Below are 15,193 nucleotides of genomic sequence, written 5' to 3' on the forward strand. Positions count from 1 at the left end.
ATGACGACTGCCATTGACACGATGACCCTTGCCGATCTTCTGCGGCAGGCAGCGAAAGCCGAGATCCTGCCGCGCTTTCGCAGGTTGGGCAGCCGTGATGTCCGCGCCAAGACGGAGGCGACCGACCTGGTGACGGAAGCCGATGAACAGGCCGAAAGAATGCTGAAGGCAAAGGCCGCGCGCCTCTGGCCGGAAGCGCTCTTCATCGGCGAGGAGTCTGTTTCGGCCGATCCCGCACTGCTCCACAAGCTCGACGGCGCGGATCTTGCCATCGTCGTCGATCCGGTCGATGGCACGTTTAACTTCGCCTCCGGCATTCCGGCCTTCGGCGTCATGGCCTCGGTCGTGTCGAAGGGCGAGACCATCGCCGGCATCATATACGATCCCATGGGCGACGACTGGGTCATGGCCGAAAAGGGCGGCGGCGCCTGGCTGCGGCGGCCGGACGGCGAGGCGGAGCGGCTGCACACCGCCGCCCCGGTTGCGCTCGATCAGATGGTCGGCATGGCCTCCACGGGCTACCTGCCACAGGAAAAGCGGGCCGTGATCCTCGGCAATCTCGCCAAAGTGCGATTCCTGACCAACTACCGCTGCGCGGCCCACGAGTATCGGACCTTTGCCGGCGGGCATGTGCATTACCTCATGTACAACAAGCTGATGCCCTGGGATCACCTTGCCGGCACGCTGATCTCACAGGAGGCGGGTGCTTATGCGGCCCGTTTCGACGGCTCGCCCTACCTGCCGCATCATCTTGACGGCGGGCTACTGATCACGCCTGACAAGGCTTCGTGGGACGTGCTGCGGCGCGAGGTTTTCACGGTCTGATGACATGAAAGCCGGTCGCAAAGCGCGGATTTCGCGGCCGGTTTCTGTAGGAGTCATTCTTCTCAGCCAGGACGCGGGCCCTGTTCTCCCGCCCCGCGTGTCAGCCGTAGAGCTTTTCCATGAGGAAGTTTTCCAGGCTTTGGCCACGCTTCTCGACGATCTGCTTCGTGATCAGGCGAAACCCTCTGCGCTCGAAAAACGGGCGGGCGGTTCGGCTGGCTTCCGTATAAATTCGTCTGAATCCCAGCTTCAAGGCTTCCTCCTCGACCCGGCTCAACAGACGGCTTGCAATTCCGAGCCCCTGGAGTTCAGGATGAACGAACATCATGTCCAGGCATCCGTCGCTGGTCAGATCTGAAAAGCCTACGGGCCTTCCATCCATTTCTGCGATCCAGGCGGGTCTGCTTATCCTGCGCTCCGCCCATAGACTGCGATCTTCCACTTGTGCCCAAGCCTTTATCTGAGCCGGCAAATAGTCTTTCGAAGAAACCTCGCGAATGGCGAGCAGGAAAATTTCGATCGTCGCGTCCGCGTCGCCCGGTGCATAAGGCCTGATCAGAATTCGTTCATCCATGGCGAATGCCTTGAACCGGCCCAGCGGGCCTGCGTCAGAAGTGGGCCGCACCCGGATCGAGCTGTGGGCTGTCTCCGGGATGGGTGAAGAGCTTGCCGTTCTCCGCCCAGAGAGTGGCTGCGATCGTCACCAGGCCGAAGAGTGCGAAGCCGCCGAAGAGGGGCTGCACCGTGCCGTTGAACATCTGGCCGACCAGGCCGCCGAGGATGGCGCCGAAGGTCGTCGAGACGAAGCCGGTGATGGCGGTCGCCGTGCCGGCGAGATTGCCCATCGGCTCGAGGCTGATGGCGGTGAAATTGGTGGCGATCACGGCGAACATCATCAATACAACGGTGAAGATGCCGTAGGCGACGGCAAAATCCGGCTTGCCGGCCAGCGAATGGAAAAAGCCGACGGCCGACAGCGCCGTGAAGATCAGGAGGGCGGCGTGCGAGATGCGGCGCATGCCGAACCTGCGCACGAAGAAGCCGTTGGCGAAATTGGCGACAGCGATACCGCCGGCGGTGGCGGCAAAGGCGATCGGTAGCCAGTCGCCAAGGCCGTAGACCTCGCCGAAGACCTGCTGCACGGAGATCACATAGGCGCTGATGACGCCGGTGAACATGGTGAGGCCGATCATGTAGCCGCAGGTGATGCGGTTTGTAAGCACGGTCTTGAAACCATCCACGACAGAGCCGACCGACAGCGGCAGCCGCTCTTCCGGCGGCAGCGATTCCTTCAGCCTGAGAAGAGCCCAAACGAACAGGATCGAGGCCACGATGCCGAGCAGGATGAAGATCCAGTGCCAGTTGGCGTAGATGATGATGAGTTGGCCGACGGAGGGCGCGACGATCGGCACGATCATGAAGACGATCATGACATAGGACATGACACGGGCCATTTCGCGGCCGCCGAAGCAGTCGCGGACGATGGCCATGGTGGTGATGCGCACGGCCGCGCCGCCCACACCCTGAACGAAACGCATGACGAGCAGCATTTCGAAGCTGCCGGTTGCCGCAGCGGCAAACATGCCGAGGACATAGCAGGCGAGGCCGCCAAGCAGGATATTGCGGCGGCCGAACGTATCCGAAAGGCTGCCGAAGAAGATCTGCGAGAAGCCAAACCCTAAGAAGAAAACGCCGATGATGAGCTGTGCGTCGTTGGTATTGGTGACGCCGAGGGAGTGGCCGATATTGGGCAGTGCCGGCAGCATGCTGTCGATCGCCATGGCGATGCTGGCAGTCATGATGGCGATGGTGACGACGAATTCGCCGAAACCCATGCCGATGCGGCGGGAGCCCTGGTTTTCCTGGTGCGGTTTATGCGGCGGCGTCATGTGGTGAAATCCCGTATGCGAATGTGGTCGGTCGTTCAGACGGCCGGATTATGCTGTTGGAAGAGCCGGCCCTTCTCGGCGATCAGCACGAAGATCAGCCCGACGATCGACACGGCAAAATAACCGGCGACCATCGGCAGCGCGGTGCCGTCGAAGGCCTGGCCGATGCCAGCCCCGATGATGGCGCCGCCGACCGTGCTCATGAAACCGAGCACGGAGGAGGCGGTGCCGGCGACGTGGCCGAGTGGCTCCATGGCGAGCGAATTGAAGTTCGAGCCGATCCAGCCGAACTGGAACATGGCAAGACCGAAGAATGAGATGAACAGGGCAAAGGGCATCGGCTCCGTGCTCATCATCTGCACGATCAGCCAGATGGTGTTGATGGCGATGAAGCCGAGGAGCGAACCGTGCGACAGGCGGCGCATGCCGAGCTTGCCGACGAAGCGCGAATTGAAGAAGGACGACAGCGACATGAAGATCGCGACGGCGGCGAAGGCGAAGGGGAAATAGATCCCGAGGCCATAGATGCCAACATAGACCTGCTGCGCGGAATTGATGAAGCCGAACAGCGCGCCAAAGATGAAGGTGCTGGCGATGGTGTAGCAGAGTGCCATGCGATTGGTCAGCACGAGCTTGAAGGCGCCGAAAATCGAGCGGGCAGTGAAAGGCCTGACATTGGCGGGATGCAGGGTTTCCGGCAGGCGGAGATAGGCCCAGACGGCGATGGCGGTCGCCATGGTGGCGATGAACAGGAAGATCAGGTGCCAGTTGCCGAAGAACATGACGATCTGGCCGGTGCCGGGCGCAATCACCGGTACGATCATGAAGACCATCATGATGAGCGACATAACTTCCGCCATCTGCCGGCCGCCATAGATATCGCGGACGATGGAAATGGTGATGACTCGGGTGGCGGCCGAGCCGATGCCCTGGATGAAGCGCAGCACCAGCAGGCCAGCGAATGACGGAACGAAAACGATTCCGATGGCGGAGGCGATATAGATGACGATGCCGATCAGCAGCGGTGTGCGCCGGCCGAAGCGGTCGGAAAGCGGCCCGTAGAAGAGCTGGGCGCAGCCGAAGCCGAGCAGGTAGCTGGAGACGACGAACTGGCGGTGATTCTCGCTTTCGACGCCGAGACTCGCGCCGATCTGCTGCAGAGCCGGAAGCATGATGTCGATCGCCAGCGAATTGATGGCCATCAGGAAGGCGGCAAGCGCGATGAATTCACGCTTGCCCATGGGCAGGCGGCCCGCGGACACGGCTTGCGATGAATCTGTCACAATGAAATTCCCATAAACAGGCCAAGGCGCTGCTTACCGCAGCGCCCCGGACTCAAGAAACAGATTTGGAAACCGAGCGGACGCCCGGAGACCGGTCAGGCGGCGCCGCGTACGGCGATGCCATTTTCCTGGAGATGCTGCTGCAACTCACCGGCCTGGAACATTTCCCGGACAATGTCGCAGCCGCCGACGAATTCGCCTTTTATGTAAAGCTGCGGGATCGTCGGCCAGTTGGAATAATCCTTGATGCCCTGGCGGATTTCCGAATCGGCGAGCACGTTGACGCTCTTGTAGTCGACGCCGATGTAATCGAGAATCTGCACGACCTGCCCGGAGAAACCGCACTGCGGAAACTGCGGCGTGCCCTTCATGAAGAGGACGACGTCGTTGCTCTTGATTTCGTTGTCGATGAATTCGTGAATGTCGCTCATAGGACCTGATCCTTTCAACAGGCGGGTTAAAGGCCCGTCGTTTCAATCGTTGCCTTTAGATAGCATGCGTCAGCAGGAATTCCAGCCGCCCGAACCAAAAAAAGACCAATCCGGCCGGCCGCCGCCGGGATTGTTGCCATCGCGTTACGGTTGCCGGGCGAGATAGGCTTGAATCTGGTCTATTTCAACATCGGTGAAGTGGTTGAAATCCCATTGCGAAACCTCGGTCATGACCCCGAGATCACGCCTGCCGACACCCTTGCCGGTGCGCAGCAGCGTCTTGAAATCGGCAGGCGAATAGGATTGCGCCAGCGGCCGCAGCGCCGGCGCCACGAAGACTTCCGACTGCTTCTCCGTGTCAAGATTGTGACAGTGGCTGCAATCGGTCCTGAAGGCATATTCGCCGATATCGGCGGGACGAGCGGTGGCGGGCGTCATCGAGACAGGGACGAGATCGGCTTCAAAGGGGATCTTGTCGAGCGCAAGGCCGATCCGACCGATTGGACCCCATTGCGTCGTTCCTTCCACCGCATCGGGAAGCTGCTTGAGGCTGCGCAGCCATGCGATCATCGCCGCCATGTCGTCATCGGCAATATTCGCAAAGTTGCTTGCCGGCATGATGAAGACGCCCGTGCCATCCTTCTTGACGCCATGGCGGATGAGGCGCACGAGTTCGGCGTCGCTATACATGGGCACGAAGCGGGTCAGGTTCGGCGCGACGATGCGACCGACGCCCGGCTCGTCGACCAGCACGTTGCCGGCATCGCGATGGCAGCCGCCGCACATCAACGTGCGGGCGCGGCGTTCTGCTTCCTCGGGAGACAGTGTCGTCTTGACCGTGAAGTCGGTCGTCGCAACGTCGTAGGTCCTGGCAAGGCGCCTCTCCGACAGGACGTAGACGCCGGCAACGGCGATGAGACAGATCGCGATGACGGCTGCCAGAGTGATTTTCAAAATGCGCTTCACGGTTCAGCCCCTTGGTGACGTTGCGGAGGCGCATAAGCCGGATGCGGGCTCTTCTGTTGCCGGAGCCGACGATCCGCAAAGCGCTCAGATTCTGATTTCATGATGCCTCAGCTGCGGCGCTGACGGCTGCGGCCGGCGACGGTGCGGCGCTTGCTGACCTGTTTGCGGGCAGGTTTGCGCTTGGCGGAGGTTGTCTTGCGTGAAGCCGTTGTCGTTGCAGTTGGGCGCGTCTTGCGCCTGCTGCGCTTCGTCGTCACGCGGCGGGTGGTTTTCTTCAGGATTTCCTTCAGCACGCTGTCGACGATGCCCGATATCAATTCTTTGACAAGATCGGCCACAAAACCCCTCCGTTCGTGGTGGAAACGACATGGTCGCTATTGAATTCCGGAAGAGTTCGGTTAGCAAGACGGCTTCGAGACCATCCCTGCTTTTTCGCCGATATCAGCGGCGCAACAGCAAGATAGCAGCAATATGCCGGCCATTGAGCCGGTCGGAAGAGCGGAATGAAACTGATCGAGAAGCGGGTCGTCCTGCATTTCCCGGGCTTCGAGCCGCTCGACGGCGCGGCCCACAGGGCGCGCTACGAGCGTTCGGCCAGACAGAGCGCCGCCGTCTGGGGCTATTCTGTCGAGACCGGCGCTCCGGAGGCGGGAAGCGATCCCCTCAGTTTCGAGGTCACGACGGGCAATGGAGCCGGAACCGATCCAGCCGGCTGGCGGACGAAGAGCCGGATTCACATGGTCGATCATGATGTTTTCGTGCGCAGACTGCGCAGCGGCAACACGCTGAGCCAGATCATTGCCGGTTTCCGCAGCTTCATACAGATCGTGCTGGAAGGTGGGATGCTGGGATATTTCCGCCATGCGTGGCGCTTTGGCCTGTTCTTCCTCTTTCCGTTCCTGTTGACGGCGCTGGCGATCTTCCTGGCAGCGCAAATCGCTCTCTTGCCTTATAGTTTCGGCTTTTCGCCCTGGAACACGCTCTGGAGCGGGCCGCTGGGGCTCTGTTTCTTCATTTTCGCCTTCCTGCCGTTTTCCGAACGTTTCCATACGCTGCATCTCTTTGCCGATTGGGAAATGGCGGTGGCGCTTGGCCGCATGAACCGGGCAGCTTTCAACGAGTGGCTGGAAGACAGAGCCGATGCCGTGCGCAAGGCGCTTGACGAAGAGGCTGGCGAATATGTGATCTCCTCGCACAGCATGGGATCGAATGTGGCTGCCCATGTCATCGGCATATTGCTCGAAAGGGAGCCGGATCTCTTCAAGGGCAAGCGCGTGGTGTTCGCCACGCTAGGCAGCGCCATCCTGCAATGCGCGCTGTTGTCGTCGGCGACGCGGCTTCGCGCCCGCGTCGGCCTGATCGCCCGCTGTCCCGATATTTCCTGGCTCGACGTCCAGTGCCTGACGGATTCGATCAACTTCTACAAGGTGCCGGTCGTTGCCGTTTCCGGCCATCCGGACGCGCCCCAGGCGAAAATGATCCTGATCCGCGTCAAGCAGATGCTGACGCGCGAGCACTACCGCAAGATCCGCAAGGACCAGCTGCGTGTCCACCGGCAATATGTGCTGGGGCCTGATCTCAAGGCGCCGTTCGATTTCACGCTGATCACATCAGGGCCGATGCCGGCGTCGGTTTTTGCGAGCCCCGATGAAACGAGGATACCCGGCTGAGAGCGGCCTTTTCGAGGTATCCCGCACAGAGACCAATGCGTCTGCTTGTTCTTGACGCCATGCATAGAGCCGGCGTAACTGGGCGCGACGGTTCCCCGAGGATGACTCCAAAGGGATTAATAGGGAACACGGTGAGGACGACCCAAAAGGGATCAAGACCGTGGCTGCCCCCGCAACTGTAAGCGGATTGCCGATCATCCCAGGGAGGAGCACGTTGTGGCTCTCCCTCAGGGCCTCTGGCCATGCCACTGCGAGGGTTTTCGCGGGAAGGCAGATGATCGGCGCATATTCGTAAGCCAGGAGACCTGCCGTCAATCACGATCCAATCAACCGGGCGGGGATGCCTGGAAAGGAACAGACATGATTGACCTGAACCTTCGCCGAACTCCGGCACGAATCCGTCTCGATTGGGTTTTTCACCGCTAGCGTCCGTTTGACCGTGCCTTGTTCCGCGCAGCCGCGCGCGGCACGGCGAGCCTAGCCATTTTCCTCCTTATCGAGATTTTCCATGCGCCAGTTTCTCACGAGCATGACGTTTGCCTTCGGGCTAACCGGCCTTGCAGCACCGAGCCTTGCTGCAACCCAATATCCATTGACCATCACCAATTGCGGCCAGCAGGTGACCTTCGAAAAGGCCCCGGCAAAGATCGTTTCGATCGGCCAGGGCATGACCGAAATCCTGTTTTCCCTGGGCCTTGCGGACAAGATCGCCGGAACCGCCGTCTGGGTCGGCCCCGTCCTGCCGCAATATGCCGAGGCCAACAGCAAGATCAAACGCCTTGCCGACAACGATCCTAGCTTCGAATCCGTCGTCGGCGCGGAGCCCGATCTGGTGGCGGCCGAATTCGAGTGGCATGTCGGCGCGCAGGGTTCCGTCGGTACGCGCGAACAGTTCTCCGGGCTCGGGATCAACACCTATGTCGCGCCCGCCGACTGCGTCGCCAAGGTCAATGCCGACGGCGGCGACGGCGTGCGCAAGGAGTTGTTCACGATGGACCTGATCTATCAGGAAATCGCCGAACTCTCCGAAATTTTCGACATCAAGGACCGCGGCGATGCCCTGATCGCCGATCTGAAGAAGCGCGAGGCCGATGCCGTCGCCTCGATATCGGGCGCGTCGGCAAAGAACCTGCCCGTCGTCTTCTGGTTCTCCAGCAAGGAGGTCAACGGCGACGCCTTCATCGCCGGAAAGAACGGCGCCCCGGCCTATATCCTGAAGACCCTGGGTGCTGCGAATGTCGTCACGACCGAAGAGGAATGGCCGCTGGTCGGCTGGGAGACGATCGCTCAGGCCAACCCCGCGGTCATCGTCATCGCTACGATGGACCGCAGACGCTATGCGGCCGACGATCCCAAGGTGAAACTCGGCTTTCTGGAGAATGACCCCGTCACCCGCGAGCTCGATGCTGTCAAGAACAAGCGCTTCGTGATGATGGACGCGCAATCGATGAACCCGACGATCCGGACGATCGACGGCATCGAGATCCTGGCAAAGGGCATCAAGTCGTCGGGTCTCGCCCAGTGAACAAGACGCTCCTGAAACGGGAGGGATGGTGGGCGCTTGTCGCGCTCACCATTGCAGCCTTCATCCTCCTGGGACTGATGATCAGTCTGGCCGTCTCGATCGGCGAAATATCGATACCGCTTCAAACGACTGTAAAGGCCGTCTCGAACCGGCTTTTCGGGACCGGTTTCGAACTCAGCCGCATTCATCAGGGCATCGTCTGGGATTATCGCCTCAGCCGCGCGCTGGTCGCCGCCAGTGCCGGCGCCTCGCTGGCGCTCTGCGGCGCCATCCTGCAGGCCCTGCTGCGCAATCCGCTGGCCGAACCTTACGTTCTCGGCATTTCGGCAGGCGCATCGACGGGTGCGGTCTGCGTCATGATCCTCGGCTTCGGTTACGGCGCGCTCAGCCTGTCGAGCGGCGCATTCATCGGCGCGGTGATCGCCTTTCTGCTGGTCGGCGTGCTTGCTGCCGGGGCCGGCGGCACCAGCGAGCGCATTATCCTTTGCGGGGTAGCCGGATCGCAGCTCTTCAATGCGCTGACCTCCTATATCGTCACCACATCGGCGAATGCCGAGCAGGCGAGGGGCGTCATGTTCTGGCTGCTCGGCTCTCTCAGCGGCGTTCGCTGGCCGGATGTCTATCTCTCTGTGCCGGTTGCCGTGATCGGCTTCCTCGTCTGCCTTGCCCACGTGCGCGCTCTCGATGCTTTCGCCTTTGGCACGGATGCTGCCGCATCGCTTGGCATTGCAGTCAGGCGCGTCCAGGTCGTGCTGCTCGGCGCGACCGCCGTGATGACGGCCGTTGTCGTCAGCATGGTCGGCTCGATCGGCTTTGTCGGCCTTGTCATTCCGCATGCCGCGCGTTTTCTGGTCGGGCCGGCACATAGCCGGCTGCTGCCGGCCACGGCACTCGGCGGCGCCCTTTTCATGGTCGCTGCCGACATCATCTCGCGGATCATCATCCCGCAACAGATTCTGCCGATCGGTGTCGTCACGGCGCTCTTCGGCGCTCCGGCCTTCGCCGTCATCCTTTATGGTTTCAGGAGGACCGCATGAGCATCACTGTCGACAGGGTGAGCGTTGCTGCCGGCAATGCGCTCATCGTCAACGGCGTCAGCCTTGCCGTGGAAAAAGGCAAGGTGCTCGGCCTGCTCGGGCCGAACGGTTCGGGAAAATCGAGCCTATTACGGCTAATCTGCCGGCTGAGAAAGGTGCAGAGCGGCATTATCCGGCTCGGGGAGGACGATATCTCGACGATATCGAGAGCCGAGCTTGCCCGCCGCATCGCCTTCGTCGAGCAGCAATCGACGACCGAGACGCAACTGACCGTCAGGGATGTCGTACGTCTTGGCAGGACGCCCCATCGCGGACTGCTGTCGTCCTGGGCTGCTGATGACGATCTCCGCGTCGACGAGGCTCTTTCCCGTGTCGATATGCGAGATCGGGCCGCGCAGCTCTGGCAGACGCTCTCGGGCGGCGAGCGTCAGCGCGTCCATATTGCACGAGCGCTTGCGCAGTCGCCGAGCGAACTCCTGCTCGACGAGCCGACCAATCACCTCGATATCCAGCACCAGCTGGACATTCTTTCCCTTGTCTCGAAGCTCGGCATTACCTGCATCGTCGCCCTGCACGACCTCAATCTGGCGGCAATGTTCTGCGATAGCCTCGCCGTGCTTGAGAAGGGAAAGCTCGTTGCAGTGGGAGCGGTCGAAACAGTGCTCACCGAGGGGTTGATCGGCCGCGTCTTCGGTGTCCGGGCACATGTCGAAAGATCTTCGATCCATGGCCGCTTCCATATCCAATACAGGATGGGCTGAGCCAGAAGCGCTCCATTCGGAGCGTTGCGGACCCTATTCCGGCGCCGAAGTCTGGAGGGCCAGGGCGTGCAGTATGCCGCCCATGTTGCCCTTCAGCGCCTCGTAGACCATCTGGTGCTGCTGCACGCGGCTCTTGCCGCGGAAGGCTTCGGCGACGACTTCGGCGGCGTAGTGATCGCCGTCGCCCGCCAGATCGCGGATCGTCACCTTGGCACCGGGAATCCCAGCCTTGATCATGTCTTCGATATCGCCGGGTTTCATGGCCATGATCGTTACTCCTTGCGCATTATTCCGCGGCAAGTTCGCCGCGGCCTTCCATGAAATCAGGGAACCACGATTCATGGGCATCGCGCAATTGCTGAATCGGCAGCGAGATGAGATCGCCGACGACGAGCGCCGTTCCCCCGACCGTGCCGAGACGGCGGAAGGGAACGCCGGCGCCTTCCGCGTTGGCGCAGACGAAATCGGCAACATCGCTCGGCACCGTCAGCACGTAACGAGCCTGGTCTTCACCGAAGAGCAGCGCATGCGGCGCACCTCTGCTTTCGCCGAGATCGATGGTCAGGCCCTTGCCTGATGCCATGGCCATTTCAGCAAGGGCAATGGCGAGGCCGCCCGAAGAAATGTCGTGGCAGGCTGTCGCCTGGCCGTTGCGGATGACGGAGCGGACGAAATCGCCGTTGCGGCGCTCGGCGAACAGATCAACCTCCGGCGCCGGGCCTTCGCGGCTGGCAAGCACGTCTCTAAGATAGACGGACTGGCCGAGATGGCTGCCGTCCAGGCCGATCATGACGACCTTGTCGCCGTCATTGGCGCTGCCGATGCGCACCATCTTGCGCCAGTCCGGCAGCAGGCCGACGCCTGCGATCGTCGGCGTCGGCAGGATGGCGACGCCGTTGGTCTCGTTGTAGAGCGAGACGTTGCCGGAGACGATCGGGAAGTCGAGCGCGCGGCAGGCTTCGCCAATGCCCTTCACGGCCTGAACGAACTGGCCCATGATCTCAGGCTTTTCGGGATTGCCGAAATTGAGATTGTCGGTGGCGGCGAGCGGCTCGGCGCCTGTCGCGGTGATGTTGCGCCAGCATTCGGCGACCGCCTGCTTGCCACCTTCGAAGGGATCGGCCTCGACATAACGCGGCGTGACGTCCGAGGAGAAGGCAAGCGCCTTGCTCGCATGGCCGTCGACGCGCACGACGCCGGCGTCGCCGCCCGGAAGCTGTAGCGAATTGCCCTGGATCAGCGTGTCGTACTGCTCGTAGACCCAGCGACGGCTCGACTGGTTGGCGGAGCCGACGAGCCGAAGCAGCGCCTGGCCGTAATCCTCCGGTGCTGCCACGAGATTGGCGGGCAGGGGGGCCTGCTTGCCGGATTCGCGCCAGGGGCGGTCATATTCCGGCGCCTGGTCGCCGAGATCCTTGATCGGCAGGTTGGCGACTTCCTCGCCCTGGTGCATGACGCGGAAGCGCAGGTCGTCTGTCGTCTTGCCGACGATGGCGAAATCGAGACCCCATTTGACGAAGATCGCCTTGGCTTCCTCTTCCTTCTCCGGCTGCAGCACCATGAGCATGCGCTCCTGGCTTTCCGACAGCATCATCTCGTAGGCCGTCATCCGCTCTTCGCGGACCGGCACCTTGTCGAGTTCGAGCAGGATGCCGAGATCGCCCTTGGCGCCCATTTCGACGGCCGAGCAAGTGAGGCCGGCCGCGCCCATGTCCTGAATGGCGATGACCGCGCCGGTCTGCATCAGTTCGAGGCACGCTTCGAGCAGGCACTTTTCGGTGAAGGGGTCGCCGACCTGAACCGTCGGGCGCTTCTCTTCGATCGACTCGTCGAATTCGGCCGAAGCCATCGTCGCGCCGCCGACGCCGTCGCGGCCGGTCTTGGCGCCGAGATAGACGACCGGAAGGCCGACGCCCTTGGCTTCGGACAGGAAGATGGCATTGGATTTCGCGATGCCGGCGGCAAAGGCGTTGACCAGGATGTTGCCGTTGTAGCGGGCGTCGAACTCGACCTCACCGCCGACCGTCGGCACGCCGAAGGAGTTGCCATAGCCGCCGACGCCCGAGACGACGCCGGAGACGAGGTGGCGGGTCTTCGGATGATCGGGTTCGCCGAAACGCAGCGCGTTCATTGCGGCGATCGGGCGGGCGCCCATGGTGAAGACATCGCGCAGGATGCCGCCGACGCCGGTCGCAGCACCCTGGTAGGGCTCGATATAGGAGGGGTGGTTGTGGCTCTCCATCTTGAAGACGACGCAATCGCCGTCATCGATATCGACCACGCCGGCATTCTCGCCCGGGCCCTGAATGACGCGCGGCCCCTTGGTCGGCAGCGTGCGCAGCCATTTCTTGGAGGATTTGTAGGAGCAGTGCTCGTTCCACATGGCCGAGAAGATGCCGAGCTCGGTGAAAGTCGGTTCGCGGCCGATCAGATCCAGAATGCGCTGGTACTCGTCCGGCTTCAGGCCATGGCTTGCGATGAGTTCCGGCGTGATCGGGATGGTGTTTGGAATGGTCATGAGCGGAAAGTCCCTGGCGCGTTTTGCGCTGTCTTTAGCTTATGTAGCGGCGACGCGCGACAGGAAAATGCCCGCCGTCAACAGAGGGCGGGCAGACTTTCTTTATAAAGCGGCAGCCGCTCAGAATTTGTAGCCGATCTGCAGGCCGGCGCGCGTCATGCCGTCGTTCGGGCCGTCGCAGAGATTGGCATGCGAGGAGTGGGCGATCTGGGCCATCACGTTCCAATTGCGGGTGAAACGGTAGCCGGCGCCGAGATATTCGTGAAACAGGAGGCGGCAGCCGAGTTCCGGACCGTCACTATCGCCATCGAGATCACCGGTATGGATGACGCCGCCGAAGCCGGCTTCGGCAAAGAGCTTCTCGTTGAAATCTACCGTCCAGGTGAAGCCAGTGAAGAATTGGGTGGCCTCGCCGGAGGTGCCGATCGAGGTACCGAGATGGACACGGGGGTGCAGCAATTGCTGCTGCCAGCCGGCGGCCTGATCGTAGCCGAAGAGATCGAAGAGTGCGGTAATTTCCGGAAAGACGCCGTTTTCCCGGGAATGGCCCGATTGTACCGAGGCCGATGCGCCGAAGCGCAATTCATCGAAAATCCGTTCACTTGCACTTGCGGAGCCTGTCATAGCCAAAAAGCCGGTAACCGCTGCCACTGACGCTATACCCAACAAGCGCAGAGCGACTTTGTCGAAGTCGATCTTCATTTGCTGTCCTTTGATTCCCTCATCCGTGGGATGTGAGAGGGGTATCATGGAGTGTCGATGGGTAAAGCGCAGCGGCTCAGCGCCGGGATTTATTTGGAACTATGAGGTGTATTTGCAACAGATCATATTTCGCCATCATAGGCGGAGCCACCATTTTCCAACAGCCGGCGCAGGATCATCAGGCCCGTGATCAGCTCTTGCCCCGTCTTCGGCGAGGAGAAGCCGACGCGGACGCGGTAATAGGTTTTTTCGCTGCGCGCCGTCTTGAACTCGTCCTCGTCGTCGACGAGCACACCATCACGGTAAGCGGCGTTCTTGAAGGTGCCCGACATCCAGGGCTCCGGAAGTTTCAGCCAGAGGAACGGCGCATGTTGGTGTGATTCGAAATCGAAGCCCGCCAGCTGTTCGCGGGCGAGCCGGACACGCCTCGAGAGCTCCCTGACACTCTCCTTGCGGATTTCGTGCGCCTTTCCGCTTTCGACGAGCTGCGCGCAGGTTTCCGCCAGGATGAAGGGAAGGCCACCGGTGACCATCCTGTGGGTCACCTTGATGCGCTGAGCAAAATGCGGCGGGCAGGCGACCCAGCCGCCGCGCACGCCGGCGGCGACCGATTTCGACAGGCCGTTGACGAGGAAGGTGCGATCGGGCGCGATCGAGGCGAGCAGCGGCGTGTCATCGTCGGCCATGCCGCCGTAAAGATCGTCCTCGATCAGCCAGACGCCGTGTTTCCTGGCGATTGCAGCGATTGCGACGCGCCGCTCATAGGGCATGATCGTCAGCGTCGGATTGTGAACGGTTGGCATCAGGAAGGCGAGCTTCGGATGCTGCTGCTGGCAGAGCCGCTCGAAATCATCGGGGATTATACCGCATTCGTCGGAATCGACTGTCAGCGTGCGACGACCGAGAAGACGGGCACTGCGGCTGATTTGGGTATAGCTGAGATTCTCGAAGACGATTTTGTCGCCCGGTGCCGAAACGGCGGCGATGACTGATATCGCAGCCGCATGCGCACCGAGCGTCGGCACGATGTTTTCAACCTCCGGCGTCCAGCCGCTGCGGGCAAGCCAGAGACGGCCGGCTTCGAACCAGTTGCGTGGGAAGCTCCGGGAATAGGAGGAGATCTCGGCGAGATGCTGCTCGCCGATTTCGGCGAGGATGCCAGCTATGATCTTGCCCTGCCCGAGATCGGGCGCGGCTGTCGTATCGAAGCGGATCTTGTTTGCCGGCGCATCCTGGAAACGGGTCCCGCCGAGCGAGATCGCCAACGGATCCATCTGTTCGCCGGGCGGCGTCTCGGAACGGTTCAGCACATAGGTGCCGCGCCCGACTTCACCGGCGACCAGGCCGCGCTCGTGCACCAGCGCATAGGCGCGGCCGATCGTGCCGATCGTCACGCCGATATCGTAGGCCAGGTTGCGCTGCGGCGGCAATTTGCTGCCGGCGGGCAGGGCGCCGCTTGATATGGCGGATTCAATGCTGTCGGCAAGCCGGAGATAGACCGGCCCGGAGCCACGGGAAAGATCAGGAAGCCAATTTGTCATGGTGACAATTGCTTATATTGTCACATTGTACCTGTCAAGTTTAGG

At 61.6% G+C, this 15,193-nt stretch carries 15 protein-coding genes and 1 riboswitch; of the genes, 5 read left to right on the forward strand and 10 right to left on the reverse strand.

Translation table 11 applies throughout. From position 1 onward, the window contains the following. Nucleotides 1–825, forward strand: coding sequence for an inositol monophosphatase family protein (locus EFB14_RS03695; protein WP_126822820.1), 825 nt, complete (start codon nucleotides 1–3; stop codon nucleotides 823–825). 100 nt (nucleotides 826–925) lie between these two features. Here the strand turns inward: EFB14_RS03695 and EFB14_RS03700 are convergent, their stop codons facing one another. From EFB14_RS03700 to EFB14_RS03725, 6 genes are all read right to left on the reverse strand, one after another. Further along, entirely contained in the window at nucleotides 926–1,399 is a 474-nt protein-coding gene (locus EFB14_RS03700) for a GNAT family N-acetyltransferase (protein ID WP_126822822.1), read from the reverse strand. Nucleotides 1,400–1,433: 34 nt separating this feature from the next. Beyond that, nucleotides 1,434–2,714, reverse strand: a complete 1,281-nt coding sequence (locus tag EFB14_RS03705; protein ID WP_126822824.1) for a multidrug effflux MFS transporter — start codon at nucleotides 2,712–2,714, stop codon at nucleotides 1,434–1,436. Nucleotides 2,715–2,749: 35 nt separating this feature from the next. Continuing rightward, nucleotides 2,750–3,955 carry a multidrug effflux MFS transporter gene (locus EFB14_RS03710; protein ID WP_126823538.1) on the reverse strand — a complete coding sequence of 402 codons (1,206 nt, stop codon included), beginning with the start codon at nucleotides 3,953–3,955 and terminating at the stop codon, nucleotides 2,750–2,752. A 137-nt stretch (nucleotides 3,956–4,092) separates the two neighbouring features. Beyond that, nucleotides 4,093–4,428 (reverse strand): Grx4 family monothiol glutaredoxin, encoded by a 336-nt coding sequence (gene grxD / locus EFB14_RS03715; protein WP_126822826.1) that lies wholly within the window; start codon nucleotides 4,426–4,428, stop codon nucleotides 4,093–4,095. A 144-nt stretch (nucleotides 4,429–4,572) separates the two neighbouring features. Next, nucleotides 4,573–5,394 carry a c-type cytochrome gene (locus EFB14_RS03720; RefSeq protein ID WP_126822828.1) on the reverse strand — a complete coding sequence of 274 codons (822 nt, stop codon included), beginning with the start codon at nucleotides 5,392–5,394 and terminating at the stop codon, nucleotides 4,573–4,575. Between the two features lie 107 nt (nucleotides 5,395–5,501). After that, entirely contained in the window at nucleotides 5,502–5,732 is a 231-nt protein-coding gene (locus EFB14_RS03725; protein WP_126822830.1) for a hypothetical protein, read from the reverse strand. A gap of 165 nt (nucleotides 5,733–5,897) precedes the next feature. Between EFB14_RS03725 and EFB14_RS03730 the strand changes: the two genes are divergently transcribed. The 4 genes from EFB14_RS03730 to EFB14_RS03745 all read left to right on the forward strand — a co-directional run bounded on the left by EFB14_RS03730 (nucleotide 5,898) and on the right by EFB14_RS03745 (nucleotide 10,387). Beyond that, complete coding sequence (locus EFB14_RS03730) at nucleotides 5,898–7,064, forward strand: hypothetical protein (RefSeq protein WP_126822832.1); 1,167 nt, start codon at nucleotides 5,898–5,900, stop codon at nucleotides 7,062–7,064. 71 nt (nucleotides 7,065–7,135) lie between these two features. Beyond that, a riboswitch (cobalamin riboswitch) is annotated at nucleotides 7,136–7,391 on the forward strand. Nucleotides 7,392–7,572: 181 nt separating this feature from the next. Continuing rightward, a complete protein-coding gene (locus tag EFB14_RS03735) occupies nucleotides 7,573–8,589 on the forward strand; it encodes an ABC transporter substrate-binding protein (protein WP_126822834.1) in 1,017 nt (338 codons plus the stop codon). Then, nucleotides 8,586–9,626: a FecCD family ABC transporter permease gene (locus EFB14_RS03740; RefSeq protein ID WP_126822836.1), complete on the forward strand. Its 1,041-nt coding sequence runs from the start codon at nucleotides 8,586–8,588 to the stop codon at nucleotides 9,624–9,626. Before EFB14_RS03735 ends, EFB14_RS03740 begins: the two co-directional genes overlap by 4 nt. Continuing rightward, nucleotides 9,623–10,387, forward strand: a complete 765-nt coding sequence (locus EFB14_RS03745; protein ID WP_126822838.1) for an ABC transporter ATP-binding protein — start codon at nucleotides 9,623–9,625, stop codon at nucleotides 10,385–10,387. Before EFB14_RS03740 ends, EFB14_RS03745 begins: the two co-directional genes overlap by 4 nt. Nucleotides 10,388–10,420: 33 nt before the next feature. On the opposite strand, the gene EFB14_RS03750 is transcribed toward EFB14_RS03745, so the two are convergent. The 4 genes from EFB14_RS03750 to EFB14_RS03765 form a co-directional block, all read right to left on the reverse strand. Further along, nucleotides 10,421–10,654 carry a BolA/IbaG family iron-sulfur metabolism protein gene (locus EFB14_RS03750; protein WP_003579540.1) on the reverse strand — a complete coding sequence of 78 codons (234 nt, stop codon included), beginning with the start codon at nucleotides 10,652–10,654 and terminating at the stop codon, nucleotides 10,421–10,423. Between the two features lie 19 nt (nucleotides 10,655–10,673). Continuing rightward, the gene (purL, locus tag EFB14_RS03755) at nucleotides 10,674–12,905 is read right to left on the reverse strand and encodes a phosphoribosylformylglycinamidine synthase subunit PurL (RefSeq protein ID WP_126822840.1); all 2,232 of its coding nucleotides are present in this window, start codon (nucleotides 12,903–12,905) and stop codon (nucleotides 10,674–10,676) included. Nucleotides 12,906–13,025: 120 nt separating this feature from the next. After that, nucleotides 13,026–13,607: an acyloxyacyl hydrolase gene (locus EFB14_RS03760; protein WP_126822842.1), complete on the reverse strand. Its 582-nt coding sequence runs from the start codon at nucleotides 13,605–13,607 to the stop codon at nucleotides 13,026–13,028. A 122-nt stretch (nucleotides 13,608–13,729) separates the two neighbouring features. Continuing rightward, nucleotides 13,730–15,148 (reverse strand): aminotransferase-like domain-containing protein, encoded by a 1,419-nt coding sequence (locus EFB14_RS03765; protein ID WP_126822844.1) that lies wholly within the window; start codon nucleotides 15,146–15,148, stop codon nucleotides 13,730–13,732. Nucleotides 15,149–15,193: the final 45 nt, after the last annotated feature.

It is taken from the genome of Rhizobium fabae, from assembly GCF_003985135.1.
Classification (GTDB): Bacteria; Pseudomonadota; Alphaproteobacteria; order Rhizobiales; family Rhizobiaceae; genus Rhizobium; species Rhizobium pisi.

What these genes read in the sequence shown, in the direction of transcription:
- EFB14_RS03695 (WP_126822820.1), top strand. Translation starts at nt 1, where the DNA reads ATGACGACTGCCATTGACACGATGACCCTTGCCGATCTTCTGCGGCAG.
- EFB14_RS03700 (WP_126822822.1), bottom strand. Translation starts at nt 1,399, where the DNA reads ATGGATGAACGAATTCTGATCAGGCCTTATGCACCGGGCGACGCGGAC.
- EFB14_RS03705 (WP_126822824.1), bottom strand. Translation starts at nt 2,714, where the DNA reads ATGACGCCGCCGCATAAACCGCACCAGGAAAACCAGGGCTCCCGCCGC.
- EFB14_RS03710 (WP_126823538.1), bottom strand. Translation starts at nt 3,955, where the DNA reads ATGGGCAAGCGTGAATTCATCGCGCTTGCCGCCTTCCTGATGGCCATC.
- grxD (WP_126822826.1), bottom strand. Translation starts at nt 4,428, where the DNA reads ATGAGCGACATTCACGAATTCATCGACAACGAAATCAAGAGCAACGAC.
- EFB14_RS03730 (WP_126822832.1), top strand. Translation starts at nt 5,898, where the DNA reads ATGAAACTGATCGAGAAGCGGGTCGTCCTGCATTTCCCGGGCTTCGAG.
- EFB14_RS03735 (WP_126822834.1), top strand. Translation starts at nt 7,573, where the DNA reads ATGCGCCAGTTTCTCACGAGCATGACGTTTGCCTTCGGGCTAACCGGC.
- EFB14_RS03745 (WP_126822838.1), top strand. Translation starts at nt 9,623, where the DNA reads ATGAGCATCACTGTCGACAGGGTGAGCGTTGCTGCCGGCAATGCGCTC.
- EFB14_RS03750 (WP_003579540.1), bottom strand. Translation starts at nt 10,654, where the DNA reads ATGGCCATGAAACCCGGCGATATCGAAGACATGATCAAGGCTGGGATT.
- purL (WP_126822840.1), bottom strand. Translation starts at nt 12,905, where the DNA reads ATGACCATTCCAAACACCATCCCGATCACGCCGGAACTCATCGCAAGC.
- EFB14_RS03760 (WP_126822842.1), bottom strand. Translation starts at nt 13,607, where the DNA reads ATGAAGATCGACTTCGACAAAGTCGCTCTGCGCTTGTTGGGTATAGCG.
- EFB14_RS03765 (WP_126822844.1), bottom strand. Translation starts at nt 15,148, where the DNA reads ATGACAAATTGGCTTCCTGATCTTTCCCGTGGCTCCGGGCCGGTCTAT.